We start from the raw sequence: 24,866 nt of genomic DNA, 5'->3' as shown, positions 1-24,866 counted from the left end.
CATAAAGTGTCGGTAATCGCTGACCCCAAGGAGAGGTGTCGCCATGGCGCAGGTCTGGCAAGATAGACCTTTTAGACTCTTTATTTAGACTCTCTACCGCTCAAGGACACGCATGGCGCATCTGCTACGCATCGTGATGATTCACGGCCACCTGGAAGGCGTGGTCGAGCTGAGTGTGGATGGCCACACCAATATTTGCGGCACCAACGCTTCCGGCAAAACCACGCTCCAGCGGCTGGTGCCGGTGTTTTATGGCGAGCTGCCCAACAAGGTCGTGCCCAAGACGCGCATGAAGTTCGATGCGTTCTACCTGCCCCACCGCAACAGCTACCTGGTGTACGAGTACCGCCGCGAGGCCGGTAATATCTGCCAGGCGGTGTTGACGCGCAAAAGCGATGGCGGGGTCGAGTACCGCTTCGTCGCCGCGCCCTATCGGCCGGAAGACTACCTGGTGACGGGGGAGAACGGCGTGGAAGCGCTGGAGTACGCCCAGTGGGCCAGCGGCCTGCGGCGCAACAATATCAGCGTCTCCTCCAAGCTTTCGGCGACCTCCGAGTACCGCGCGGTGATCCAGAACGACTTCACTCCCACCCCCGGCATGGCGATGCACGGCAACCGCAAGGAGGCATTGAAGCTACGCCAGCTCGCCGCGCAGTACAGCCTGGTCGCGCCGGAGCACCGCATTCGCCATATCGAAAAGCTGGTCTCGGCGGTCCACGCCAAAGAGGGCAAGATGGATACCCTCAAGACCATGCTGGCGGCAATCTTCGAAGAGGATGGCGTGGAGCTGCCGGTGACCCGGGTGCGCAGCGCCAAGGCCCGGGACTGGATTGCCCAGATGCGCCAGTCGATGCGCCTGGAGCCGCTGCAGCGCTCGCTGACCCGCCTGCACGGTATCGACCGCGAACTCGCCCACCTGGACGCCACCCTCTGGCAGTTAAAGCCGCAGCTGGACGCCGACTTGAGCCGCGCCGAGCGCGCCCTGGCCGATGCCGACGCCGCCCGCGCCGAGCAGCAGCGCGCCTTCGAGGCAGAGCGGGTGCGCTTCGAGGCCGAACGCGACCGGCTCAACGACCAGCTCAGCGAGCAGGAGAGCGAACTCAAGCAGGCTCAGCGCGATTTGAGCGACCTACAGCAGCAGTTCGAAGCGTTCGAGGCCGCCGACATGCCGGGGCTGGAACAGGCGCTCAACGGCCTGCCCCAAAAGCGCGAGCAGTACGAGCAGCTAACGCGTCACCTGCGCACGCTGCAAGAAGCGGTGCAGGCAAGCCAGGCGCAAAAGGAGGAACGGCTGCGGGAGCTGGGCGACACGTTGGCCCGCCAGAGCGAAGAGACCCAGGCGCTAATGGACGCCCTGGGCGAAGAGAAGGCCGGCTACCGCGAAACCCAGTGGGAGGCCCAGCAGCAGCTCGATGCCCGCTATCAGGGCGAGCGCCAGACGGTGGAGGCGGGCTACCAGACCCGGCTGGCCCAGGCCAGCGAGCAGCTGGCGGTATTAAAAGCCGCCCTCGACCACGGCGGGCCAACCGCCGAAGAGAGCGAAGAGGCGGCGTTGGTGCAGACCCGCGTCGACCAGGCCCAGGGCGAGCGCAACGCCGCCGGTAGCCAGCTCGAAAGCCTGCGCCAGGAACTGACGGGCCTCAAGCGCGAGCGCGACGGCGCCGAGCAGACCCACGCGGATGCGCGCAAGGCCCTGCAGGCAGCCAACCAGCACCGCCAGGCGCTACACCAGCAGCGCGACCCGGCCCAGGGCACGCTGCGCCACTTTTTGCGCTACCACGCCCCCGGCTGGGAGCAGCGCCTGGGCAAGGTGATCGCCCCGGCGCTGCTGGAGCGCCGCGACCTCGCGCCCACCCTGGTCGAGGCGCCGCTTGAGACCGAGAGCCTCTTCGGCATTACCCTCGAGACTCAGGCCATCGAGCTACCGGAGTACGCTCAGGACGAAGCCAACCTGCTGGCCGCCATCGAGGCCGCCGAGGAGGCGGTGCTGCGTGAAGAGGCCAACGTGGCCAGCGCCGAAAAGCAGCTCAAGCGCCACAACGAGCGAGTCAGCGCCTGTGAGGAGGCGTTCGGCCAGGCGCAGCAAGGTATCAAGCGCGCCGATCAGGAAGTCGAGTACGCCCTTGAAGCCCGCCGCCAGTGCCAGGCGCGCCACGGTGACGCCCAGCGCGCCCGTCAGAATGAGCGTAAGGCGGCGCTCGACGAGCAGCAGGCGCTGCATCAGGCCCTTAAAGAAGAACGTCAAGAGGCATTGGACGCGCTGCACGCCGCCTACCAGGCCGAACAGCTCGAACTCAAGGCCGACGCCCAGCAGCGCCTGGCCACGTTCGATCGCCAGCTCACTCAGTACAAGGAGCAGCTTCAGGCGCTGCGCGACGAGCACAAGCGCCAGAGCCGCGAGGTCGAGCAGGCCTTTGAGCAGGCGCTGGAAGAGCAGGGCGTCGACCCGGTTACCCTCAAACAGACCCGCACCCGGCTTGGCGAGCTTGAAAGCCACATTCGCGAGACCGCTGCCCGCCAGGAAGAATTGGAGGCCTACCAGCGCTTCATGCGCGTAAGCTGGGGCCAGCAAAAGCCCGAACTCGTCGAGCAGGAGAGCCGCCTGACCCGCGAGGTCGGCGACACCCAACGCCAGCGCGACGAGAAGCAGCAGCGGTTTCAGGCCACCAAGGCCGAACACCAGCGCCAGATCAGCGCCCTTGACGCCACCCGGCGCGAAAGTAACGAGCTGCTTGGCGAGCTCAAACCGCTGATGAAACAGCTCGACGAGCTCAACCTTGCCGCCGACCCCAGCCCCCAGCAGGCCACCCCCGGCGATAGCCAGGAGCGCATCACCCGCACCCGCCAGGCGCTCAAACAGCGTGCGGAAGAGCGCGACGCGCTGCGCAAGGGCTGCCAGGAGGTCGAGAGCCAGCTGATAAAAGGCGCCAGTTCGAGCTTTGTCGACGCGCTGGAAAGCGAACGCGCCAGGCTCAACGACCCGGACGAGCCCCGCGCGCTGCTGCCGATACTGGCGGGCATGCTGCAACTGCTCGAAGACCAGCAGCAGCAGCTCGTTCAGCAGGGGCGCAACCTGAGCGACGACCTGGACAAGTTCTTTACCGTGTTCAGCGACCTTAACCGACGTATCAGCGCCCAGAGCAAGCGGCTTTCCGACGAAGTGGCGGATGACCTGGCCCTGGACGGCATCAAAAAGGCCGAGGTACGCATTCAGTCGACCATCGACGAGCTGGGCTTCTGGGAGCCGCTCAAGCTCTTCGCCAAGCGTTACAAGGCGTGGCGCGAATCCGACCAGACGCTGCCAAGCGACGATTACTTGAACGCCCTGGCGGATGTGGTGGATCTGTTGCGCCACGACCAGCCCTACAGCTTCGAGAGCCTGCTGCGCCTGGAGCTTCACCTGAACGAAGGCGGCACCGACCTGGTCATCCGCAGCGACCGCCAGCTGCTCGAATCCTCGAGCCACGGTATGGCGTACCTGATTCTGTGCAAGTTTCTGCTCGCCTTTACCCGGCTGTTGCGCGGGCGCGCCGAGATCGCCATTCACTGGCCGATCGATGAGATCGGCACGCTCGCCTACCACAACGTCGAAAAGCTTTTTGATGCCTGCGACAGCAACCGGATTCATATCGTCGGCGCCTTCCCCAACCCCGAGTCCGACGTGCTGCTGCTGTTTCACAACCGCTACCTAATCGACCGTGACGCGCAAAGGCCGGGCGTGCGCCGGCTCAAACGCATCGAACCGCGCCAAAGCCGCCTGGCCGAACGCCTGAAAGCCCGCAGCGAGGAGGTCTCCGTATGAGTGATGACTCACTTTTTAACGACCCGCGATCCTTTGATCTGCTGCCCCACGGCCCGCTGCTGGAAAAACTGTTGGCCGGGGAGTTCGTCTGTGCGGTGAGCGACGAAGCCGCCTTCCAGCGCCTGCAGGATGACACGCTGCGCGAGGCCTTCGATGCCTACCTGCGCCCGCTCAACCGGCGCCTGGCCACCAACGAGGACAAAAGCGTCTACTTCCTCGGCTGGCGCCAGCTTGACGACGCCGCCCGAGAGCAACTCTCCCGCCAGTTGAACGACACGCTCCACAGCCTGCTGCCGCTGTTGGAGTGGCTGCAGTTGGTCCAGGAGGCGCTTGGCCGCGACAGCGTGCCCGCCCCGGGGGACGTGCTCAAACCCGGCGAGCTACAGGCCAAAAGCGAAGACAACCCGAGCCTTCGCGAGCGCATCGAGCGGGTGGCCGGTGACGCCTTCTTTGGCTCCCAGAGCGACCAGCTCGACGCCCAGGTGAAGCAGGTGTTCAAGCGTTTGAAAGAGCACGGCTACCTGCTCCAGCCCCACGGCGACCGCCAGGTCTATCTGGTGACCGGCAAGGTAGAGTACCTGCTCGACCTGGTGCGCTTCATTCGCGACGAAGAGCACCTGCCCGTGGCGGATGACGTTGACGCCGCCCAGGAGACGCTGCTGTGAGCGAGGTCGAACGCGACACTCAAAGCGCCGAGACCGCCCTGGAAAGCCGCCAGATGACCACCGGCGTGGAGCGCCTGGCCCTTTTGGGCCGCCACGCCGAGGCGTTGATGCAGGGTTATACCCAGGACGAAGTACCGCTGGCCGGGCTCAGCACCAGTGCGCTGCGCAAGCTCTTGGCCGCGCGCATCGTCTGGCGCCCGGACGAGCAGGGCGGGGTCAAGCTGACGCCCAAGGTGCGCGAGCTGATCGCCGAAATGACCGCCGATGAGACCCGCCGCCACGTCAATGCCGACGTGGCCGAGGCGTTGGAGCTGATCCGTAGCCTGATTGGCAGCTATCGCGAGTCGAGCAGCCGCGGCGACTACTGGCAGCAGGAGCAGCAGCTCACCCGGCTGCGCCAGGCGGTGGACGACATGAACGGCCGCTTTGCCGATGCCATCGACAGCCTCTGGCAGCGGCTCAACAGCGACTTTGGCTTCGTCAGCCAGCTAAGCGACAAGGTGCGCGAAAACGACCGCGCCCAGAAGCAGGTGGTGCGCCTGCTCGACGGCTTGGCGCTGATCGACTTCCATGAGCTGATCGAGCTGGTGGGCAGCGACGGCACCCTGCGTAAGGTACTGGTCAGCCAGCTGCAGCAGCAGATCAGCCAGCACTACACCAGCCTGCGCGAAGTGCAGCACCGCCTGATCGAGCTGATGGCGCGCTTTCGTCACCAGCAGGCGCGCAGCCGCCTTGTTTCCGGCATGGCCGCCTTTCTACGCGAACACCCCGGCTTCACCCCCGGCAACTACGCCCAGCGCAGCGACGTGCCTGCGCTTTTCAACCGCGCCGCACCGATGGTGGCCGCCGGCTCCGCTGCGCTTGACCGCGCCCAGGAAACGCCCACACTGGCCGCGCTGCTGAGCGCCATCCCCACGCCCAGCCGCCCCGCCGAGCTGACCACCGCCGCCAGGCCCGCCCACGCCCAGGAAGACGCCGCCGTGGCCGCCCGACAGCAGGCGCTGAAAGAAGACGTGGAAACGTTCTACCTCAACGTGGTGGACGCGGTCCCAACCCAGCCGGTCAGCGCGCTGGAGTACCTGGAGCAAAGCGGGCTCACTTGGAACGACGAAATCTGGCTTTTTGAGGTCATCGCCGAGTTCCAAGGCCTGCCGCGCAGCGAGCAGCAGGCCTTTATTCTCGACCAGGCCGAGGAGCCTGCCAGCGACTACAACGACGTGCGCCTGATCCGCGATGTGTCGCTACAGCTGGCGCTGCCCCAATGAACCTGCCCGGCCGCGCCCGCGCGGGGCTTAATGACGTGCAGCGCCTGCTGCGCCAACAAGACCGCGTGGAACGGCCCCGCCGCCAGTGGGTGGACGACGTGGTCGCCTGGTGCCGCGAGCAGGACATCGACTTGGGTCCGCGCCTGACCAGCCAGGCGCTCCGCTTCGACGCCGCACTGCTCGCCGAGATCGACGCGGTGCTGGAAAGCGCCCACCTGGCCCCGCTGGGCCGCTCGCTCAGCGGCTTGACCAGCAGCGCCCAAGCGAAGGCAGGTGTTGAGGAAGACAAACAAGGCCGCGAAGGCCCCCGCGCTTGGCGGGTGCTGCTCAACATGGCCCCTCAGCCGACCGTCGGCATTACCCACGCAGCGCGCAGCATTCACGATGTCGACTTGAGAGACCTCTCCCTGGGCGCCTTCGGCCTGCTGATTCAGGTCGAAAACCTGGACAGCTTCTACGCCTTCGACCCCAGCATCGCCGCGCTAAAAGGCTTCGCACAACCGCTCATCGCCTACCGCGGGGACAGCCACTACGGCGGCGGCTTCGCCTCGCTCGCTGAGGCGTGGCGCAAAACCCGCCGCCCGCATCTTTACGCCGGCGACTTCGATGCCAAGGGCATAACGCTGGCGCTGGACACCGGCGCCACCCATTTACTACTCCCCAGCATCGAATGGCTCACCCAGCACGCCACCCCGTTGCACCAGCCCGCCGTGCAGTTGCCGTATCAGCGACGGCTGCGGCAACTGCACGTTAGCCTGCCACCGGAGCATCCGCTGAGGCCTTATCTAGCGCTGTTGGAGCAGCAACGGGGATTATTACAGCAATGGTTCGAGGGCGAGGAGGTGTGTGTGAGGCTAGTATAATGGCCTATCTATCTATTGGGCGGCCCGCGCTATTTGGTCCTTCAAACTCAGGCGCACTGCCGGATGATGCGCATGCGTCAGGATGATGGAAATCGGCAAAACGCGCAGGCACGCGACTTTTGGATATACTGCCAAATTTGGCTTTGCTCTCAGGAGAAACAATGGGGTAGATTCACTTCTTGGGGCAGCATAACCTCAATCAATGTGCCGTCGCGTTTATTGAGGTTATGTAGCCTTCCGTATAATCACTGTTAGTTCATCAAGGAGAATCAACTGTGACCTTATCGACGATCCTTTTATTCATACCAGCGAGCTTTGCTTTAAACATGGCTCCTGGGCCAAATAACCTTCTTTCAATGGCAAACGCCAAACGTTACGGGATCAAGGCAGCCTGTTGTGCTGGCATTGGTCGGCTTGTCGCGTTTGTGGGTATGATTACTCTTGCAGCAACAGGCCTGGCAACAGTGCTGTATACGTCGGAGAAGTTATTTCTTGTTATAAAAATCGCCGGCGGACTATATCTGCTTTGGCTGGCTTTCCAGCTTTGGACAGCAGACACGACTGGTGCCGATGATGAGTCACCGGCGGGTAAAAACCTGCTCCAATTGGCGAAGCAAGAATTTCTTTTGGCGGCTGGTAACCCAAAGGCCATTTTGATTTTTACGGCCTTTCTTCCTCAGTTTGTCGATCCTTCAGGCTCAGTAGGATTTCAGTTCTTGGTTTTGGGTGCTCTTTTTCTTATGCTTGAATGGATCGCGATAGGCACCTACGCCTTCTTTGGCAAGATGTTGCGGCACTGGTTTTCTCGTCCGGCTATGCGTCAACTGTTCAATAGGATCTGTGCTGGATTTCTTGGGAGCGCCGGGGTCGGACTGCTACTGGCTCGCCGTGAGTGAACTAACCAGCCGCGTAAGGCGGACGTCCCTGACGGGCCGCCGCTTCGCTCAGCGTTAGGTAAAGCGAGGGAGACATGTACTCAGCAAGATGTACCGAGGACGGTGTGATCTACGCCGCTGTCGATTTTGCAAGGCTACCTCCTGAGGAGTTGGCTCGAAAACGTAGGTTTCTGCAATGTTCAGAGTGTGGTGGCCCAGCTTTCTTCAGAAAAGCATCTCGCGGCGGTAGGGCTGCATGCTTTGGTGCTCGACCTCACGCGCCTAACTGCGAGTTGGCAGCACCCGAATACGATCCTAACGCCGACGGTCGAGGAGAAGACCAAGATCAACTCCTGAATCCAGGAAATAGGATTGTAGTTGACTTGGATTATGGTGCGGCTCGCCAGCCAGTTGTTCGAGAGGAAGAAGGACTGCCTCAAAACAGAGAAAGGCGAGGAAGATATGGCGGAGACGGAGGCCGGCCTCAAGCAAGAATGCAGCGCCGCCTTAGCACGTTACTCCGAAACCTGATTGAAATTCCCGAATTTCGACAGTCAGATCAAATCCTAGAAATCGAGGGCTATCCGGAAATTGCCGTAAGAGATTTCTTTGTTCCACTGCTGGAAGTGACCACTGTTTATGAAGGTCAGTTTCGCGGTTATTGGGGAATGTTATCTGATGCAAGGCGAGCATATGACGGTACGCTGTGGATTAATAGTGGCGGTCGAGATGCGATCAGTTTTTGTTTGGATGAGCATTTAATTACCCCACTGTTTGAACGGTACGGCATCGATGATGAAGAGGGTCTCGCTGGAGCTTACATCCTCGTTTTAGGTACTCCATCGGTATCTCAAAGAAACAAAGTTTACTGCGATCTGGCTGTTCATGAGCATATGACCATGCGGTTAGCCCGGTGATTCGCTACCTAACCAAGGGCTGCAGCCGACCGGTTTTCCGCTGCTGCTCCAAACCGGCGGCTGAGCCCAAGCGTTAAGCCACACCAGAATCGAAGCTATGAATAAAATCGAATTACAGCAAAAAACTAAAGCTAAAAGCGGAAAGGTTGAGGCGTACTGGTTCGAGAACGAAAGTATCGGGCTACAGAAAACGCTATTTCATCATATAACCATACCTCTTGAGCCTTTTGATTCAGGTCTCGAGTATGAAGAGCAACCATTATCAACCGAAATAGTCTTAGACTGGTACGAGTTAAACTTAGAAAATCCAGCAGAACTGGATGGCGCTAATTTATCACATGAGTCATATCCAGAAGCCGAAGGTTCGGTTTATGTCGGTTGTGCTCATAATTGGTGTTATGTAAAAGAGTTAATATTTTCTAAAGCTGATAATGGACTCTATGAAATACAGGGTTCCGTTGTCGTTGAATTTGAAAATGAAGGTGTGGCCCCAAGTGAGGCATTTACTTTCGAAACAACAGTCGAGGTAGTCACGGCTTAACAAGTGGCTGCTGTCGGACTGCCAAAAGCGTCACTCCTTTTGCTGACGCAAAAGCAGCGCCATTTTTGTCAGCCGCAGAGCCGGGCGTTATGAGGCATAGGAAAACTAAACCATGGCTGGAATAGTTTCCAGAATTCATCAAGGGCGATATGACTCTGAAAAGAGTCTTCTAAATTTAAGGAAAAATGCCTTAGAAAAAGATCGAGTTGATGTTTTAGATGCAGTGCATCAGCGATTGAAAAAAGTCCATCCTAAAATATATCAACGTTTAGTGGGTCCTTTATATGAGCGGAAAAGAGATCCTAAATATAAATGTTATTGTAATTATCCAAAAAGCTTGCATGAGGTTTACGAAGATATAATGAACGGTAGCGTTCATTTTTATTCGTTGATGTGTGATGATTGTTGGCAGGAAGACCTTGCGAAAACATGGGGCTATTATGGATGGGCGAGTAAACTTATTCCTAAGAGAGTATGGGATGATCTTTGCGAAGAGCGGGCTAACGACAAGTTTGTTGAATAACCTCATAACAAAGCCAGCCAGTTGGGACGCATTCTGCGCCCCTGCTGGCAAGCGTTAACAGGTACTATATGGATAAGAATTCCCTAAAATTCGACGCGTTGGAACCAGAATCATATGAAGTATTCTTTTCTCTGGATGAAGCTACGGAGAAGTCTTTATCTGAATATCCGGAAACATTGAGCCGAGCACGGGGAGCTTTACACTTTGCTCACTTGCTTAGAAGTGCGGAAGAAGGGGATGGTAGAGAAAAGATGGCGGGTTCATACTTGCGAGCCTCATTGGCGGAATATGTTGCGATCGATGAAATGGCCAAGATAGAACTTCAAGATGAAGGGTTCTTTTTATTGGATACCGACTGGCCGCTTCCGCATGTACTAAAAATATTACGTAACTTCCAGATGCATATTGGAACGACAAAAGTTACACAAGAAAATATGCAAATTTTATACTTGGAAGAACCTTTCACCTTGGGCAAGTGGGTTGTGACGGATATTCATACAGGTAATTTACTTAATCTCCACGCCTTCCAAGCATCAAAGAAAAAGCCTCCCATCTACAGCGAGGAAACGGCAACGAAGATGGTGCAATGGCTAAATGATGCGCAAGCTACTTTTGGGTTTCCCGATCTGATATACAGAGGGGTGATGGATGCGTGTAATAGAATTGGTGCGAGAACCTGTTAACAAGGCCTGGCACTGCGACGGTTTTTCCGTTACGGCTGCGCCTCCACTACAAAGCCGCGCGTGCTGGCGGCGTTAACCCTTCACAAGGAACAAGATGAGTAGCATCTACGAATATCGAGTTAAAGAAATTCTCGCTAATTCGAGCGATGATGGGAAAGTTAGATCCAGAGAGTCGACCTCTCTCGAATTCAAGGAAAGTTTTGGCTTCAAAAGCTTGGCTAAATATCTCAAGACAATTTGTGCCTTTGCCAATACGCAAGGCGGGGTTCTTGTTTTTGGCGTTACTGATAGCCCGAGAACTTTGAAAGGAATTGATAAGGATAAATTTGATCAGATTAAAATAGAGCAGCTATCTACGTACCTTTCGGAGTACTTCAGTCCAGAAATTCACTGGGATATAGGCGTCGTTACTTTTAAAAGAAAGCACTATGGGTTTATCGCTATAGAAGAGGCCGATGATAAGCCAGTAATATGCAAGAAAAACTCCGGTGATATTCTGAAAGATGGTGATATTTACTATCGCTATCGCGGAACAAGTAAGCGAATCGAGTTTCCTGAGCTAAAGCGGATGCAGATTGAAATCCGAGAAAAAGAAAGAAAGCTATGGATGGAGCATATAGAAAAAATATCGCGAATTGGGCCAAAAAATGTAGCGTTGCTTGACCTTTATAGCGGCAAGATGGAATCCTCTAATATAGCTAACAATTTTGTTATAGATGAAGAGTTATTGGCTGGCTTGAAAAATGAGGTTTCTTTTGTTCAAGAAGGAAATTTTAAGGAAAAAGAGGGGGCCCCTACGCTCAAGCTAGTAGGGAATCTTGCGCCAGTCGATACTGTGGTGGTTCCTAACCTTGATCCAAACAAAGATTATCCGTTTTTGGTTAAGCATTTGGCAGATGAGCTGCAGATTCGGTCCTATGATGCCCAGGTTCTTGTCTGGAAGTTGGGGCTAAAAAGCAGCAAAAGATATTCAATCGAAGTTAATGCTGGTGCTTCAAATATATTTAAGTACTCGAAATATGCGCTAACAGCTATACGTGACGAGCTGGCGAAACACGACGATAAAGAAGAGTATCTAGCTGATGCAAGCAAAGAATATCAGTCACGTAACAAAGGTTAACAAAGCGTTGCACCGGACAAGCCGGTGAACGCGGCGTTAGCTCTAGGAGAGTGCATGGGCTTCAAAGTAGTCGTAGATACACTCGCTTCGTTGGCTGCACTTGTAGCGATCCTGTCAGTTTTGATTGGGTGGTATAGCAGTGCGCGGAAGCCTCTTAGCATTTCTAGGGTGGTAGTACATAAAAAGGATGACGGCTTAACCTATATAATTGTGGCGAAGAACAGAAAGTCGTATCCAGTTGAGGCAAAAAGAATTGATTGCTTTTCACGGAAAACTTTCGAGATAGAGCAGAGGGTAGGAGAAAAGCCAGAATACGTTGAGAAGTTATCCAGCCGATACGCTGTGTTTTCGTCAAAAACTTCATTTGAGGTGCCAGCCAAAGGAAATATCGATATTCGTATTGAGGTGGACGGACAGACCGACCCCTCCGATCACCTTATCTTTTCGTTTGATACTACTCACGGATACCATGAGATTTCCTGTAACGATATCACCGTCGTCGAAATAGGAAAGACCGTGGTTTACTCGGTCGAATTTAAGAAGGAATATGGCTCCAAGAGTCGCGCGAAGATGGTGTACTTTTGGAGGCGAATTGTGGAGCTAACCAAGCGCTGCAGCCGACGGCTTCGCCGCGCCTGAGCTCAGCGTTAGCTGTCAGATCCCCAGAGCCTTACCAGACCTCGGCGCGTTGCAACAATAGAATACCACCCCAGAACGCTTCAGCTTGTCTCGTGGTGTCTCTTTAGTTGATTTGAGTAAGATCGGGATCGAAGATCAGCGACTGATGCGCCGCGCCGCCGGCTATAACGCCCGCTGCTGCAGCAAGGGTCGCGTTTGGCATTGGGCTTGCGAGGTCACCGGCAGCGAAAACGCCTGGAACCGTCGTTGTCTGCATCTCGTTGACGTCGAGATATGGGCCGGTCGCCCCGTCCTTGGTCGCACAGCCCAGTTGTTCTGCGATATCGCTGGCAAGGGCGGTTTGGGGGACAAGAAACAACCCCGCCAGCGGGATTTCACGCCCGTCGGCAAGCTTCGCGGCGGTGAGCGTGGGCGCCAGTCCGAGCAGGCTCGTAATCGGCGTTGTCTCGATTTTTACACCACGTGCGGAAAGTGCCTGATGTTGTTCCGGCGTCGGCGTGATGGCGCCTTGAGTGAATAAGGTTGTTGGCCCCCAATCAGGAAGCAGCATCGCCTGGTGTATCGCGATGTCGTTTCTCGCCAACACTCCCACAGGTTGTTGGTTCAATTCGTAACCGTGGCAATACGGGCAGTGCAGCACCGTCGCCCCCCAACGCTCTGAGAGGCCCGGTAGGTCGGGCAGGGTGTCTCGAACACCATAAGCCAGAATCAGTCGGCGCGACACGATATTGCCTGCCTCCCTCAACGAGACCCTGAACCCGCCATCCTGTTGATATGCCGCCACGGCCTCGTCATCCACGAAGCTTACGGTTGGATACGCGCTTAACTCATTGCGCAACGCCTCCTTGATCTGCGCCGGGCGTCGACCGTCTTGGCCCGGAAACCCGTGCGATGACGCTGCAAATCGATTGCGCGGCGCGCCGTTGTCGATAATTAATACGCTGCGGCGGGCGCGGGCTAACTGCATGGCCGCCGACAGCCCCGCAAAGCTGCCCCCGATGATGATCACCTCATGATCCATGATAATTCCTGCCTTTATGCTTAACGAAACATATAGAGTTACATAGAGTGGGTAACCAAGGCAATACATGAAACTTTATTTATTACGTGATGCCTGCTAGGGTCCTTGCTTTACAGATAACGAACGTGAAATGGATACCACCTATGCCACGCGATCTTCGCATGTCCCGCTTATTGCACGTGCTGATTCACATGGACCGCCATGTGCATCGCGCGACGTCGGATGAGATATCCAGGATGATCGCTACCAACCCCGTGGTGGTGCGCCGGATGATGAGCGGGCTACGTGAGCGCGGGATTGTTACGTCGGAGAAGGGGCATGGTGGTGGCTGGAAACTGGTACAGCCGCTTTCCGAGATCACGTTGGGCACCGTTTATGAAGCGGCAGGTGCGCCGTCTATATTTAATATCGGACCCAAGGCCGAGCCGGCCGAATGCCTGGTCGAACAGGCGGTGGATGCCCAGTTGAACACCACGCTACAGGCAGCTGAAGCTAGCCTACTAGCGCAATTCTCGAAGATAAGCGTTGAAGACTTGGCAAAGGATTTTGAACGTCGCACTGCCGAACAACAGCAGACATCATGACGCGCCTGTGACACCTGCCCCTATACCGGAACTGCCCGTGGGGCGGGACGGCAAGACCGCTGTGATCTCGGTTGTGCCCGCCTGGCCCGCACCTTATGTGCGTTTGGGGAAAAAATGAAAAAGTGGCTATTGATAGTGCTTGCTTCGCTGTCGCTGTCCGCCGTGGCGGACGACGAGGCGCTTGATTGCAATAACATAATGAACACGCTCGAGACCAATCGGTGCGCGGCTATCGAGTTAGAGGCCGCCGAGGACGTGCTCGCCCACTATCTGGAGACGAGCGTTGAATATAACGAAGCTGACCCTGAGCTAGTCGAAGCGATTCAGGTGGCTCAAAAGCAGTGGCAGGCGTATGCCGCTGCCCATTGCGGCGCTGTCTATACGCAGTGGCGCGACGGGAGCATTCGGAACGTCATGGGCATTACGTGCAGTACCCGTTTAACGAAACAGCGAACGCACGACATCTGGCAAGACTTTCTGACCTATATGGACAGTACGCCGCCGGTGTTACCGGAACCCGCTATCGAGTAACGCCTTAATCCTGTAAATAATCTCCTGATCAATGCCTTACTCGCTCAGGCCTACCTTCGCCATGAAGGCACGGGCGTCCACTGTCTTGTCTTTCTAAACGATGATCGCACCGAGTAGCGTCGCCTTGACGCCTGCCATGTTGTTGGCATTAGCGCAGATGGAAGGGCAGGGTTCGAGCCAAGTAGCTATCGCCTCAAAGCCAATCTTCTACTCGAAGCCCAGGCACGCGATTAAACTCACGTAGGTTATTGGTGACCAGAATCAACCCTCTTGAGCGAGCATGCCCGGCAATCATCTGATCATAGGGGCCGATGGGGGTGCCCGCGTTGGCCAGCTCGCTTCGTAGCTCTCCGCTGTGATAGGCGGCGCCAGGGTCGTAGTCGAGTACTTCCAGTCGGGCTGCGAATCCTTCTATCACACTTAAATTTTTCTCGGGAGAAGCGGATTTTTCAGCACCGTACACCAATTCCATTAGTGTCACGGTACTGATGCAAATCTGCTCGCTATGCTGATTAAAGGTCTCGCGAACATGAGCCGGTTTATGTTTGATGGTAAAAATGCAGATATTCGTATCGAGCATGTACTTAAGCATCAAAACGCCTCACGTTCCTGCTCAACGGGCTGCTCGCGTTCACCCATAAAGTCTGCGGTGACGCTTGGGCCGTCGAACCAGCTGTCCCACGCTTCACCTGCGGGCGTAATCAAGCGCGCGCGACCCACTGCAATCACATCAACGCGTGTAACGCCCTCCGGTAGCGCGAGCGATTTAGGCATGCGAACCGCTTGGCTACGATTACTTTTAAACACCGCTGCTTTTTCCATGGCCGCCTCCTTTTTCAGTACTGTCATTACTTACACTATGTACGTAGCATGATTTCTATAGTTTGATCGCATTTTGGGATATGTCAAAGGGATATACAGTATGCAAAAAGTAAGAATTGACCTGGTGTCCGACGTCGCCTGCCCGTGGTGTGCCATCGGCTACCGCCGCCTGGAACAAGCGCTGGAAACCCTGAAGGGCGAGATTGAAGTCGAACTTCACTGGCAGCCCTTCGAACTCAACCGGGACATGCCGCCCGAGGGCGAGCCGATTCTGGAGCACCTGTGCCGCAAGTACGGCAAGGATGCGGCTACCATGGAGCAATCCCAGCGCGAGATCATGAAGGTTGCTGAAGAGCTTGGTTTGAATTTCCGTGGCGCCGTAGAGCGCCGGGCGAATAATACCTTCGATGCGCACCGTGTACTTGCCTGGGCGGCCACGCAGAACCTGGAAACGCCCCTGCAACTGGCCCTGTTCGAGGCCTACTTTGGCGACGCGAAAAATCCGGCAGACCCGGAGGTGCTACGCGAGAAGGCGATGGAAGTGGGGCTTGATGGCGATACCGCCGAAGCCATCGCCCGCTCTGATCAGTACGCGGACGAGGTGCGAGCGGCACAGCAGAAATTCATGGAGGCCGGAGTGAGCGCCGTCCCGGGCTTCATCCTCGACGGCCGCTACCTGATTTCAGGTGCCCAGCCCGCGGATGTGCTGGTCGATGCGCTGCGCCAAGTGGCTGAGGAAAATGCTAACCGGTAAGAGGCCGGACGCTCTGTGGTGAATTGAGGCTTTTAGATACCACTGAAATCCAGTTGGCGTGACAAAAAAGCCACATTTAGCCGTAAGCAATGTTGTGTAGGCGGTGCTAATTAGGGTTAAGGTTAGCCATGTATCGTTCATGGTGTATAAAGGAAATAGAGAAATATGGATGCTGAAATTAGAAGAGCCGAGCCCTCCGATGCTCGCGCTGTAAAAGAAATTTACGAATGCCCAAACGCCTATGCGGGCACTCTTCAACTTCCCCATCCATCTGTTGCCCTCTGGGAGCAGCGTCTTTCGAATACACCACAGAATGTTTACGGGTATGTTGCTCTGGTTAATGGAGAAATCGTGGGTAATTTGGGCTTTGAGGTCTGTCAAAACCCAAGGCGCAAACATGTGGGGTCGCTCGGTATGGGGGTGAAGGATAAATCCCAAGGGCAGGGGGTTGGCAGTGCGCTGTTATCTACGGTGGTCGAGCTGGCGGATAATTGGCTTAATCTCAAGCGCATCGAACTCACCGTATACACAGACAATGAGCGCGCCATTAATCTATACAAGAAATTTGATTTTGAAATTGAAGGTGAGTCGGTGGCTTTTGCTTTTAGGGGTGGCGAATACGTGAATGCATACCATATGGCGCGCCTTTCCGATAAAGCATATGCATGACGCAGTGTTGAAAGGTAATTCATCAGATGACATTACGCGCCGCGCAACCCGCCGACCTTTCCACAATTTTGAACTGGATCACTGGTAAGCAAGAGTGCCGCATGTGGGCAGGGCCAAATGTGCGATACCCTGGCACACCCGACACTGCGTGGGCTGACATGGGGGCATCCGAAAACAATGCTTACGTCCTTGTGGATGCTGAAGGCGAAATTATGGGGTTTGGTCAGCTGCTGTTACGCGAAGGCGGCGTTCTTCACTTGGCGCGCTTGATTGTTGACCCAGTAATGCGGGGGCATGGTGTGGGGAGAGCGCTATGTGTCGCACTGATGGAGCAAGGGGCTTCGCAGCATCACGTAAGCGTAAGCAGTTTTACACTCAACGTTTATGAGTCGAATACAGCCGCTTTTCGCCTTTATCAAGCGTTGGGGCTTGTGGAAAAAGGCAGGGGTGATTTGGGGGCGTTAGCGATGATCAAGCCAATCACAACGTAGTACATTTGAAAGGGTGCCCAATACGGAGCGCCGCAGTGCTCCGCCACCTGGATCTACTCTGTCAGATCAGCTTTATCCATAAACGCCCGCGCATGCTTTAGCTTGGGCGTTAGCTCATACGCCAGGTTATGGCTTGATTCGCCCTCTTTAGGCGCCGCTTCGGCTACACGGTAAAGATCTTCCTCACTTGCCTGGTCAAGCTTCAGCGCCTCCGGCAGGCCCAGCGCCTGGTAGAGGTCTAGATACTCTTCAAGCTCTGCTCGTGGCGTTTGGTCGAAATCAGCTGCGCGACCGTGCTGTGAGCCTTTTTTTCGCCGTGGGTAAGATTATGAATCTCGCTGTACAGCTTGATAAGCCAGCATGGCGCGCTCGAAGACGTTTTCCTCGCAACTTCACCTACGGCCATGTTGGTCATGTTGACGCGAATGGGGCATTAGGCCTTGATTCAAATGGCTTAGCGTTTCAAAGCCAATCTTCTACTCGAAGCCTTGGCACGCGATGAAATTCTCGCAAGTTATTGGTTACCAGAATCAACCCTCTTGAACGGGCGTGCCCGACAATCATCTGGTCATAGTCGAGTACTTCCAGTCGGGCTGCGAATCCTTCTATCGCGCTTAAATTTTTCTCGGGAGAAGCAGATTTCTCAGCACCGTACACCAGCTCCATAAGTATTATGGCGCTGATGCAGAGCTGGTCGCTATGCTGGAAAAACTATTTTTTCTTAACGTAGCATCCTGCCGCCCAAGGATTCGATGACATGAGCCCTGAAATCACCATGATCGTACTGCTCGCGGCGCTCTTCAACGCCAGTTGGAACGCTATCGTCAAAGTGAGCGGTGACAGAATTGCCGTCATGGCGGTGATCACGTTATTGGGTAGCGCCGTTTCCGCACTCGCCTTGCCTTTTGTCACGCTCCCCGATCCGGCCAGTTGGCCACTTCTGGGCCTGGCTATCCTGATACATACGGCGTATCACTTCTGCCTGCCCATGGCGTACCAGCATGGTGATTTTGGCCAGGTCTATCCCATCGCGCGCGGGTCGGCGCCGTTACTCGTCACCCTGGGTGCGGCTGCATTCGCTGGCGAAATGCTGGGCATGCTACCGCTTCTTGGGGTGTTGTTTCTCGGGGTGGGGGTGATGTCGCTGGCCTTCGATGCCCGTACCGGTATCACGCGTAACCCGCGCGCCATAATACTTGCGTTGGGCACGGGCGGGCTGATTGCCTCTTACACGTTGGTGGCGGTTTGGGGGCAAGGCAGGCGGGCTCGGTACTCGGCTTTGCGGTTCTTCTGACGCTCGGTAACGGCTTGCTGACGTTTGCGATTGCCTTGACATGGAAAGCCAAGGAAATACAAAAAGTCGTATGTGGCAACCTGGCTCCTGCCATTGCTGGCGGTGGAATGCAGGTTGGCGCGTATTGGATCGTTATCTGGGCCATGGCCTATGCGCCCCTTGGCATGGTCTCGGCGCTACGCGAAACCAGCGTATTGTTTGCCGCGCTGATTTCCACCATCATTTTGAAAGAAGGTTTCGGAGTATGGCGGTTTGTTTCTTCTGGACTGATCGCTTGCGGCATTGCGTTGACACGTTATAAGCCTTAAAAAACTTTTTTTTGGAAACTTATCCGTTGGCCTGAATAGCGCGGATAATCGTTAGTGAACTTGCTTTGTCCAAGGTAGAGAATATGAATGAAGTGAATCAGTATATTTTAGACACCATCAAGGTTCATGTTTGGGGTGGGTTCGATACACCAGAAGACATCCAAGAGGTAATTTCCGACCTACTTGAAGATGATGCCGATGAGCAAATGCTTCGTGAGTCCGTAAGCATCGAATTTAAGAAAAAGCTAGCGGCTGAAGAATCATGGCCTCAAATAACAGACCTGGATCGATTAGACAGTGTGTTTCAGGCCCTCAGGGCAAAAGGCATTCTTTGTTTACATAACGCTGGCTATACGATGGCGGATGGGCATGACGATTCAAATGAAGTATTGAGTGTATATCCAAAAGCGACATTCTTCGGCTATTGCTTTTATCATGGGCAAGATTTAGAGCGAGCTATTGATAGCGAGGGCTTGATGCTGGCTTATGATCACGTTAATGGTGATGTGGCTGAGAAAATTAACGTTGCCCAGATTATGCAGGAAGAGCTGGAAAAGGCAGGATTCGCGGTAGATTGGGATGGGACTACGAATCAAAGAATCAATATTCCTGAATTCGATTGGAAGAACCGTTTTAATAGCCGTAGATCGGGGGAGGCATGAGCCAATGACAGATCGCCAGAGACCTTGGCATTCATAACAGTACGATTAGCCGCGAACAGCGTCGTAACGCGACCGCTGATGGCTATCACTATAGTGACAGCAGGTGGCGTATCGCCTGGAAGTGGACGAAGCGCCTACCCGGCATGATCAGCATCGTCGCCAAGCAACTGCGCAAAGAGTGGGGCCCTGGATACCGCAGGTGCTGCACTTATTGCTTGATCTCAGGAGGCAATGCAATGTGGAAGCATGTTTTAGTATCAAGCATCCAGGCAGCTTTTGTAGGTGCAATGCTTCTGGTTGTCGTTTGCTTGCCGACATATGGAGGCGCAGCGACTATCTTTGGTGTTCTCGCATTCCCTGTTGCAGTGTTCTGGTGCCTTCTTCTGTCCTATCCCTTGATCAAGCTTCGTCAGGCAGTTCAGTTGCGAGAATATACTTGGCTTGGCATCTACTCTGTTGTTGGCTTTATTTTCGGTACTATCACACCGCTTCTGGTGTTTGGTTCGTCTGGTACAAGATTCGGCATTGAATCAGCCTCCTTCCTTGGCTTTTATGGCTTGCTAGGCGCAGCTTGTGCAGTATCGGCATGCAATTATGTGCGAAGACATGTCAGCTTATGATAGTGGCTACACAGCGACAGGCCTCCACCGCTATGTGGCTTTAAACCAGCGCATTCGCCTGACTTTATAAGGTGGAGCAAGTCTTATCTTTCGGCTACTTTATCAGGTCGGAGTACTGGGGCAACGGCATATTCTATCCGGAAATATTTACGCCTGATAATGTTTATCCTGACAAGTAAAACGCTTACTAAAAGCCAGTAATTGACAGCTTTAAGCCGTAGGGCTCACTACGCTCGCGGTTGTGCCGGACCCTGGACTCAAGCACCGCCTGATCAAGCCGGGAGGCGGCAGATGGGCGGCATGGCAGAGCGCTTCAGTTACCAATCGGGATTTATGCAGGTAGTTCGAATAATGCTGTTTGGGGTGGCAGCATCGATAGTAACGAAGGATTCGAGGGGAATTTAATTGGCATTTCAAAGCGTTATTGTTTAGTTTTGTTCCACATCTACTGAACTGAGTAAAGACGTAATGAAACGTATATTAGCCGTAGTCGCTATGGTATCGATGATGGGAATAGCTCATGCAGATCCTGAAATCGATGGTACCGATCAACAGCAATTCGATGAGTCGATTAGATCTATCCGTGAAGCGCTGGATGAAAGTGAAGTCAGCCGGTTCAATCAGGCAATAAGTGTCCTTACCATGCGTCGCCTGTCCGAGGGGCTGTCGATGAGGGAGCTCAGTGAACTAAGCGACGAGGAGCTTCAGCGGCGTGCCGATCGGGCGCGTTCGAGCTTAGACGGCCTTAGTGGAGAGGAAGTTATAAGGTTGGCCAGAGAAGAGATGGCTGCTACTTATGGATTAGAGTAGGTTGATTAGTTTTGAATAGCCACTTACTGCGCTCTATCGCTATTACGGCTGTTCAATTAGTTGTAGTAGTGAAGATGGAAAATAATAACGTGGTATTCACTATATGAAAGGCGGTGCCTGGTGTTTCGATTCTCACAAGTTCTTCAAATCGCGGTTACCTTACTCGGTTTGCTTTGCAGCAGCCAGAGTGTGGCGCAGGCTGAAACTGGGCAAGCTGATATTGACGGGTTTCTCCTCTTGACGGATCGAGGGGATGAGCTATTTCATGCCAGGCGCACTGGCACCATGCATACACTAGAGCTTGAAAAGCTCGAGGTGGCACCTCTCGAACGGTTTTTGACGGCAATTGTGGCGTTTTCTGGGTGTGCTGCGAATGCCAATGGGAATTGTGATGCTACGGTAGATTATGTTCTCTTTAACCCGGAAGGCGACATCTATGGAGACGCGTTGAACGATGTTGAACTATGGCAGGATAAGCCAGCTGTCGCGCCCGGCATGTATGAGCTAAGCGTTGAGTACATGGGAATAGTGATAGATTCAGATGATCCCCCAGGGCAGTATCGGCTTGAGGCGACCATTAATGACCGTGTGTCGGGAAGCACTGATACGTTTGAGTGGGCATTCCAGGTTCGTTAGATTTTGTCTTGAGAGTGCATGCACTTTTCGGCCAGATCCTGGAAAAAGCTGTACGCAGGCTTGTCACCTAACCGGTCCCTATCTGGTACGGATTCCATAATATTATAAATCCAGGTGAAGCCTCCGCGGTTAGTAAAGGTTTTACAGTACGGCTCGAATCCATCGCCCCCTCCCAATGTATAGCTTAACTCTGAATATCTTACCTTCACTGCCTCTGCCGACCATTTCCCCATTGGATTATAGTTTATCTGCATAGTCTCTTGACCTGGCTCTGACGCTCCGCTTACCTTCGAGAAAGCGGAGCGCCGAAGCGCCCCGCTTTTTAAGCCTTACTCGCTCAGGCCCACCTTCTCCATAAACGCCCGCGCATGCACGTCCACCGCCTTGATGGCGCTGACGACCTGCTGCGGCGTGAGTTCGTACGCCAGGTTGTGGCTCGATTCGCCTTCTTTCAGCGCGGCCTCGGCTACGCGGAATAAATCGTCGTCGCTGGCTTCGTCGAGCTTGAGCGCTTTTAGCGTCACCGGCAGGCCAAGGGCCAGGTAGAGGTCCAGGTACTCTTCCAGTTCTGCTTGCGGGGTCTGGTCGAGAATCAACTGAGCCATGGTGCCGTAGGCGACTTTTTCGCCGTGGGTCAGGTCGTGGATCTCGCCGTGCAGGGCGGTAAAGCCGTTGTGAATGGCGTGGGCGCCTGCCAGGCCACCGCTTTCGAAACCGAGCCCGCTGAGCAGGGTGTTGGCTTCGACCACGGCCTCGAATGAGGGCGTGACGATCTGCGCCTGGTTCGCCTGGTAGGCGAGCATTGCGTGCTCGAAGAGGATCTCTTCGCACTTCTCGCCAATGGTCGCGCCCAGAAGCGTGGACTTGCCGCCGGCCATGTTGTTGGCGTTGGCACGAATGGCGGCGCGCGCCTCGACCCAGGTGGCCAGCGCATCGGCAATGCCGGAGGCTAAAAAGCGCGGCGGCGCCTTGCAGATGATGCCGGTGTCCACCAGCACCAGGTTGGGGTTCTTGTCGAAAAAGCGATAGGACTCGAACTCGCCTTCATCGTTGTAGATGACCGAGAGCGCACTGGTCGGCGCATCGGTAGACGCCGTGGTCGGCAGTACGGCACAGGCGGCTTTGAGCTCGTCGGCCACGCCCTTGGCGGTGTCGATCGTCTTACCGCCACCGAAGCCGATGACGACTTGCGCTTGTTGCTGGCGGCCCAGCTCACTGATCCGCTCGATCTCGCGCGTGGAGGCCTCGCCTTCGAACACGACGCGCTCGAAACTCACGCCTTCGTTTTCCAGGCTCTCGCTTAATTGCTTACCGGCAATTTTCCAGACCACGTCGTCGGCGATGAGTAGGGCTTTTTTGCCCAGTGCCGAGACGTAGTGACCGGCGCGAGCCGTCACACCTTCACCCTGAACGTAGCGGGCCGGGCTGATGAAGACTTTCTCGTTGGTCGCTTCCATGGCAAATAGTCCTGTACGTAGAGTGAGTTGCATGATCAGTGTAATCGTCTGTGACAGTGCTGTACCCACTTCGTTTCGATTCAAAACCGATAGATTGACGCGTGTCATTTCATGGCGAATGGGTAGGCTCCAGGATAAGCTCGCTTTATTAAGTTTAGGTAAAGAGACGATGAATAAATACGCACAGATTGCACGAAAGGCGGTCGATCAATATCGCTCCGGCGCGGCACCCAAAAAAAGCATAACCAGCAAATGAACGTCGTGATCTCACTATGGGAGCGCGGAGACCTGCTGGCTTAACCGCCGTGGTGCTTTGAAAAGAGCCGTTCGACCTCACAATCAGCCGGTAAAAGGTGGCGCTTGGGAAAAAGAAAAGTGGAGGACATTCTATGTTGCTTGGGCTGCCGAGGAAGTGCTGCCTGGGTACTGCCGTGGACGTTTAAAAACATCGTCATTATGTTGCTGCGGTGGGCGCTTTTGGTCGGTGGATTCGGTACGTTAATGCTGCACGTATCCAGTACTCTTTTATATGTTCTGGGGGCGGCGCTTTTATTTACCTTCTTTGACCAGACCAGAAGGTTCTACAGAACACGATTGGTTTGCAAGCGTTGCGGGGCACCTATTGCTGACGAAAAGTTGGCGTGGTCGCGGTACCGGCGTATCCCCGGTTTATTGAACAACATTCCCTGTTGGCGGCGCATTCACGTCGCCATTGATACGGGTATCGTTGCAGGATTGATGCCTGCCAAATGGTTAAGAAAGATCAGAATCTCTCATCACCAGTTCCTGGCGGCGAGCTTTGAGAATAATGACGAAGCAAGAGCGGTTCGCCACCTTGAAGTGCTGGAAACGCTGGAAGGTGAAAGAGGCCTTATCGATCTAGGGTCCAGGTGCTTGGATGGCATAGGGGTGAAGGAGGACCATGAAAGAGCCTATCAATGTTTCGAGAAAGCGGCGGCCTTGAACGGCAAGTGGTTGATGTATGCAGAGTTCAACCTTGGTTGTATGCACATGGCGGGGCAGTTCGTTCCAGTGAACGATGTAAAGGCCGGCCAGTACTTCGAGAAAGCAGCCAATAAAGGACATCCGGCCGCCCAGTATAATTGGGGATTGGCCTTGATCGATGGCTGGGCGGGCTACGAAGATTATGCGGCGGGGGCCGAATGGCTCGAGAAAGCGGCCGCTTCCGGCATACCCGAGGCTCAGGACACCCTGGCAATGTTCGAGAACGCTAACCATCACACGGGCTCACCATGAACCTGCTTTTTCTTGGCACCTCTGCCGGCGTCCCCACCAAGCAGCGAAACGTCTCCGCCGTTGCCCTTTGCGAGCGTAAGGGCAAGGGCTGGTATCTGATCGACTGCGGCGAGGGCACCCAGCAGCAGATCCTTTACACCCGGCTTTCGCTGAATGCGCTGCGCGGTATTTTCATCACCCACGTGCACGGCGACCACTGCTATGGGCTGCCGGGGCTTTTGGCGAGCGCGGCGATGAACGGCCGCCAGGCGCCGCTCACCGTGGTGGCGCCCGCTGGCATCCAGGCGTGGATGAAGGCAACGTTCGAAACCACGTCGCTCTCGCTGCCTTTTGCCGTGACGTTCATCGACGCCGACGCGCTGCCAGACGTCGAGTTCGAGAACATGATGGTTGCCACCTCGCGTCTTTCTCATGGCGTGGCTTCCTACGCCTACAGCTTTACCGAAAAGCCCGAGCGTGCCTTGAACGTCGAGGCGTTAACCGAGCGCGGCGTTCCGCGTGGGCCGCTGTGGGGCCAAATTCAGCAGGGCGTGGATATCGAGTGGGGCGGCGAGACGCTAAAAAGTGCGGACTACCGAGTGTTCAAAAACCCGCCCGGCAAGATAGTCATTGCCGGTGACAACGACAGCCCCGAGCTTCTAACAAAAGCGTGCGCGGATGCCCAGGTGCTGGTGCACGAAGCCACTTATACTGCCGCGATGGCCGAAAAAGCGAGTGAGGTAGGGCACAGCTATGCACAACAGGTGGCTGCGTTGGCCGAGGCAGTGGCGCTGCCTAATTTGGTGCTAACGCACTTTAGCCCGCGCTACCAGTCGCATACGCAAGGCTCGTCTTCGATCGAGGAGATCCGCGAGGAGGCCAGGCGCGCCTATTCGAGCACGCTTTATCTGGCGCGGGATTTCGCCGAGTTCAGTTTGGATAAGGAAGGCGTGCTATCGCAGCACGGTCAGTCTTGACGATGTTCACCTGTTCGATTTCGAGGTGACCTAAACAGCGCTGGCGCTCAATCAAGCGCCAGCGAGTCAAGCTAAAACCCGTGGCTATCGCTAGCGTCCGT

General features: G+C 55.4%; 28 protein-coding genes and 1 pseudogene. 25 read left to right on the top strand and 4 right to left on the bottom strand.

The window, feature by feature from the left end; genetic code table 11:
• Positions 1-112 precede the first annotated feature (112 nt).
• From ACWHVV_RS14240 to ACWHVV_RS14190, 11 genes are all read left to right on the top strand, one after another.
• Positions 113-3,802 carry an ATP-binding protein gene (locus ACWHVV_RS14240; RefSeq protein ID WP_447926821.1) on the top strand — a complete coding sequence of 1,230 codons (3,690 nt, stop codon included), beginning with the start codon at positions 113-115 and terminating at the stop codon, positions 3,800-3,802.
• A gap of 38 nt (positions 3,803-3,840) precedes the next feature.
• Positions 3,841-4,467, top strand: coding sequence for a condensin complex protein MksE (locus ACWHVV_RS14235; protein ID WP_447929164.1), 627 nt, complete (start codon positions 3,841-3,843; stop codon positions 4,465-4,467).
• Between the two features lie 53 nt (positions 4,468-4,520).
• Positions 4,521-5,732: a hypothetical protein gene (locus ACWHVV_RS14230; RefSeq protein WP_447929163.1), complete on the top strand. Its 1,212-nt coding sequence runs from the start codon at positions 4,521-4,523 to the stop codon at positions 5,730-5,732.
• Positions 5,729-6,595, top strand: coding sequence for a DUF7281 domain-containing protein (locus tag ACWHVV_RS14225; protein WP_447926820.1), 867 nt, complete (start codon positions 5,729-5,731; stop codon positions 6,593-6,595). The genes ACWHVV_RS14230 and ACWHVV_RS14225 overlap by 4 nt, the downstream gene beginning before the upstream one ends.
• A 275-nt stretch (positions 6,596-6,870) precedes the next feature.
• Complete coding sequence (locus ACWHVV_RS14220; protein WP_447926819.1) at positions 6,871-7,491, top strand: LysE family translocator; 621 nt, start codon at positions 6,871-6,873, stop codon at positions 7,489-7,491.
• 362 nt (positions 7,492-7,853) lie between these two features.
• Positions 7,854-8,387, top strand: coding sequence for a hypothetical protein (locus ACWHVV_RS14215; RefSeq protein WP_447926818.1), 534 nt, complete (start codon positions 7,854-7,856; stop codon positions 8,385-8,387).
• Positions 8,388-8,484: 97 nt separating this feature from the next.
• Positions 8,485-8,928: a hypothetical protein gene (locus tag ACWHVV_RS14210; RefSeq protein WP_447926817.1), complete on the top strand. Its 444-nt coding sequence runs from the start codon at positions 8,485-8,487 to the stop codon at positions 8,926-8,928.
• A gap of 112 nt (positions 8,929-9,040) precedes the next feature.
• A complete protein-coding gene (locus tag ACWHVV_RS14205) occupies positions 9,041-9,451 on the top strand; it encodes a hypothetical protein (RefSeq protein ID WP_447926816.1) in 411 nt (136 codons plus the stop codon).
• Between the two features lie 68 nt (positions 9,452-9,519).
• Positions 9,520-10,134 carry a hypothetical protein gene (locus ACWHVV_RS14200; RefSeq protein ID WP_447926815.1) on the top strand — a complete coding sequence of 205 codons (615 nt, stop codon included), beginning with the start codon at positions 9,520-9,522 and terminating at the stop codon, positions 10,132-10,134.
• Positions 10,135-10,228: 94 nt separating this feature from the next.
• Positions 10,229-11,254, top strand: coding sequence for an ATP-binding protein (locus tag ACWHVV_RS14195; RefSeq protein ID WP_447926814.1), 1,026 nt, complete (start codon positions 10,229-10,231; stop codon positions 11,252-11,254).
• A 54-nt stretch (positions 11,255-11,308) separates the two neighbouring features.
• Entirely contained in the window at positions 11,309-11,893 is a 585-nt protein-coding gene (locus tag ACWHVV_RS14190) for a hypothetical protein (RefSeq protein WP_447926813.1), read from the top strand.
• Positions 11,894-11,996: 103 nt separating this feature from the next.
• Here the strand turns inward: ACWHVV_RS14190 and ACWHVV_RS14185 are convergent, their stop codons facing one another.
• Positions 11,997-12,914 (bottom strand): NAD(P)/FAD-dependent oxidoreductase, encoded by a 918-nt coding sequence (locus tag ACWHVV_RS14185; protein WP_447926812.1) that lies wholly within the window; start codon positions 12,912-12,914, stop codon positions 11,997-11,999.
• 143 nt (positions 12,915-13,057) lie between these two features.
• On the opposite strand from ACWHVV_RS14185, the gene ACWHVV_RS14180 reads away from it, so the two are divergent.
• Both ACWHVV_RS14180 and ACWHVV_RS14175 read left to right on the top strand, forming a co-directional pair.
• The gene (locus ACWHVV_RS14180) at positions 13,058-13,498 is read left to right on the top strand and encodes an RrF2 family transcriptional regulator (RefSeq protein WP_447926811.1); all 441 of its coding nucleotides are present in this window, start codon (positions 13,058-13,060) and stop codon (positions 13,496-13,498) included.
• Positions 13,499-13,612: 114 nt separating this feature from the next.
• On the top strand, positions 13,613-14,029 hold the full coding sequence (locus ACWHVV_RS14175) for a lysozyme inhibitor LprI family protein (protein ID WP_447926810.1): 417 nt from the start codon (positions 13,613-13,615) through the stop codon (positions 14,027-14,029).
• Between the two features lie 193 nt (positions 14,030-14,222).
• Here ACWHVV_RS14175 and vapC read toward each other — a convergent pair whose 3' ends face one another.
• Positions 14,223-14,621, bottom strand: a complete 399-nt coding sequence (vapC, locus tag ACWHVV_RS14170) for a type II toxin-antitoxin system tRNA(fMet)-specific endonuclease VapC (protein WP_447926809.1) — start codon at positions 14,619-14,621, stop codon at positions 14,223-14,225.
• Entirely contained in the window at positions 14,621-14,851 is a 231-nt protein-coding gene (gene vapB / locus ACWHVV_RS14165) for a type II toxin-antitoxin system VapB family antitoxin (RefSeq protein WP_447529683.1), read from the bottom strand. The genes vapC and vapB overlap by 1 nt, the downstream gene beginning before the upstream one ends.
• 100 nt (positions 14,852-14,951) lie before the next feature.
• On the opposite strand from vapB, the gene ACWHVV_RS14160 reads away from it, so the two are divergent.
• From ACWHVV_RS14160 to ACWHVV_RS14115, 10 genes and pseudogenes are all read left to right on the top strand, one after another.
• Complete coding sequence (locus ACWHVV_RS14160; protein WP_447926808.1) at positions 14,952-15,605, top strand: DsbA family oxidoreductase; 654 nt, start codon at positions 14,952-14,954, stop codon at positions 15,603-15,605.
• Positions 15,606-15,770: 165 nt separating this feature from the next.
• Complete coding sequence (locus ACWHVV_RS14155) at positions 15,771-16,274, top strand: GNAT family N-acetyltransferase (RefSeq protein ID WP_447926807.1); 504 nt, start codon at positions 15,771-15,773, stop codon at positions 16,272-16,274.
• A gap of 26 nt (positions 16,275-16,300) precedes the next feature.
• Positions 16,301-16,765: a GNAT family N-acetyltransferase gene (locus ACWHVV_RS14150; protein ID WP_447926806.1), complete on the top strand. Its 465-nt coding sequence runs from the start codon at positions 16,301-16,303 to the stop codon at positions 16,763-16,765.
• Positions 16,766-17,522: 757 nt separating this feature from the next.
• A complete protein-coding gene (locus tag ACWHVV_RS14145) occupies positions 17,523-18,059 on the top strand; it encodes a hypothetical protein (protein WP_447926805.1) in 537 nt (178 codons plus the stop codon).
• A gap of 14 nt (positions 18,060-18,073) precedes the next feature.
• Positions 18,074-18,367, top strand: coding sequence for an EamA family transporter (locus tag ACWHVV_RS14140; protein ID WP_447926804.1), 294 nt, complete (start codon positions 18,074-18,076; stop codon positions 18,365-18,367).
• An 83-nt stretch (positions 18,368-18,450) separates the two neighbouring features.
• Positions 18,451-19,029 (top strand): DUF6891 domain-containing protein, encoded by a 579-nt coding sequence (locus ACWHVV_RS14135; RefSeq protein WP_447926803.1) that lies wholly within the window; start codon positions 18,451-18,453, stop codon positions 19,027-19,029.
• Between the two features lie 8 nt (positions 19,030-19,037).
• A pseudogene (locus tag ACWHVV_RS14130) lies at positions 19,038-19,217 on the top strand (IS30 family transposase); the annotation flags it as partial.
• Positions 19,218-19,265: 48 nt separating this feature from the next.
• Positions 19,266-19,649: a hypothetical protein gene (locus ACWHVV_RS14125; protein WP_447926802.1), complete on the top strand. Its 384-nt coding sequence runs from the start codon at positions 19,266-19,268 to the stop codon at positions 19,647-19,649.
• Positions 19,650-20,117: 468 nt separating this feature from the next.
• Positions 20,118-20,459: a DUF6694 family lipoprotein gene (locus ACWHVV_RS14120; protein ID WP_447926801.1), complete on the top strand. Its 342-nt coding sequence runs from the start codon at positions 20,118-20,120 to the stop codon at positions 20,457-20,459.
• Positions 20,460-20,579: 120 nt separating this feature from the next.
• Positions 20,580-21,095 carry a hypothetical protein gene (locus tag ACWHVV_RS14115; protein WP_447926800.1) on the top strand — a complete coding sequence of 172 codons (516 nt, stop codon included), beginning with the start codon at positions 20,580-20,582 and terminating at the stop codon, positions 21,093-21,095.
• Positions 21,096-21,424: 329 nt separating this feature from the next.
• On the opposite strand, the gene ACWHVV_RS14110 is transcribed toward ACWHVV_RS14115, so the two are convergent.
• Complete coding sequence (locus ACWHVV_RS14110; protein WP_447926799.1) at positions 21,425-22,552, bottom strand: glycerol dehydrogenase; 1,128 nt, start codon at positions 22,550-22,552, stop codon at positions 21,425-21,427.
• A gap of 375 nt (positions 22,553-22,927) precedes the next feature.
• On the opposite strand from ACWHVV_RS14110, the gene ACWHVV_RS14105 reads away from it, so the two are divergent.
• Both ACWHVV_RS14105 and ACWHVV_RS14100 read left to right on the top strand, forming a co-directional pair.
• Complete coding sequence (locus ACWHVV_RS14105; RefSeq protein ID WP_447529678.1) at positions 22,928-23,809, top strand: tetratricopeptide repeat protein; 882 nt, start codon at positions 22,928-22,930, stop codon at positions 23,807-23,809.
• A complete protein-coding gene (locus ACWHVV_RS14100; protein WP_447926798.1) occupies positions 23,806-24,765 on the top strand; it encodes a ribonuclease Z in 960 nt (319 codons plus the stop codon). Before ACWHVV_RS14105 ends, ACWHVV_RS14100 begins: the two co-directional genes overlap by 4 nt.
• The last annotated feature ends 101 nt before the right edge of the window (positions 24,766-24,866 follow it).

Source organism: Vreelandella sp. EE27, from assembly GCF_968206495.1.
This window is presented reverse-complemented; position numbering and strand designations above follow the sequence as displayed.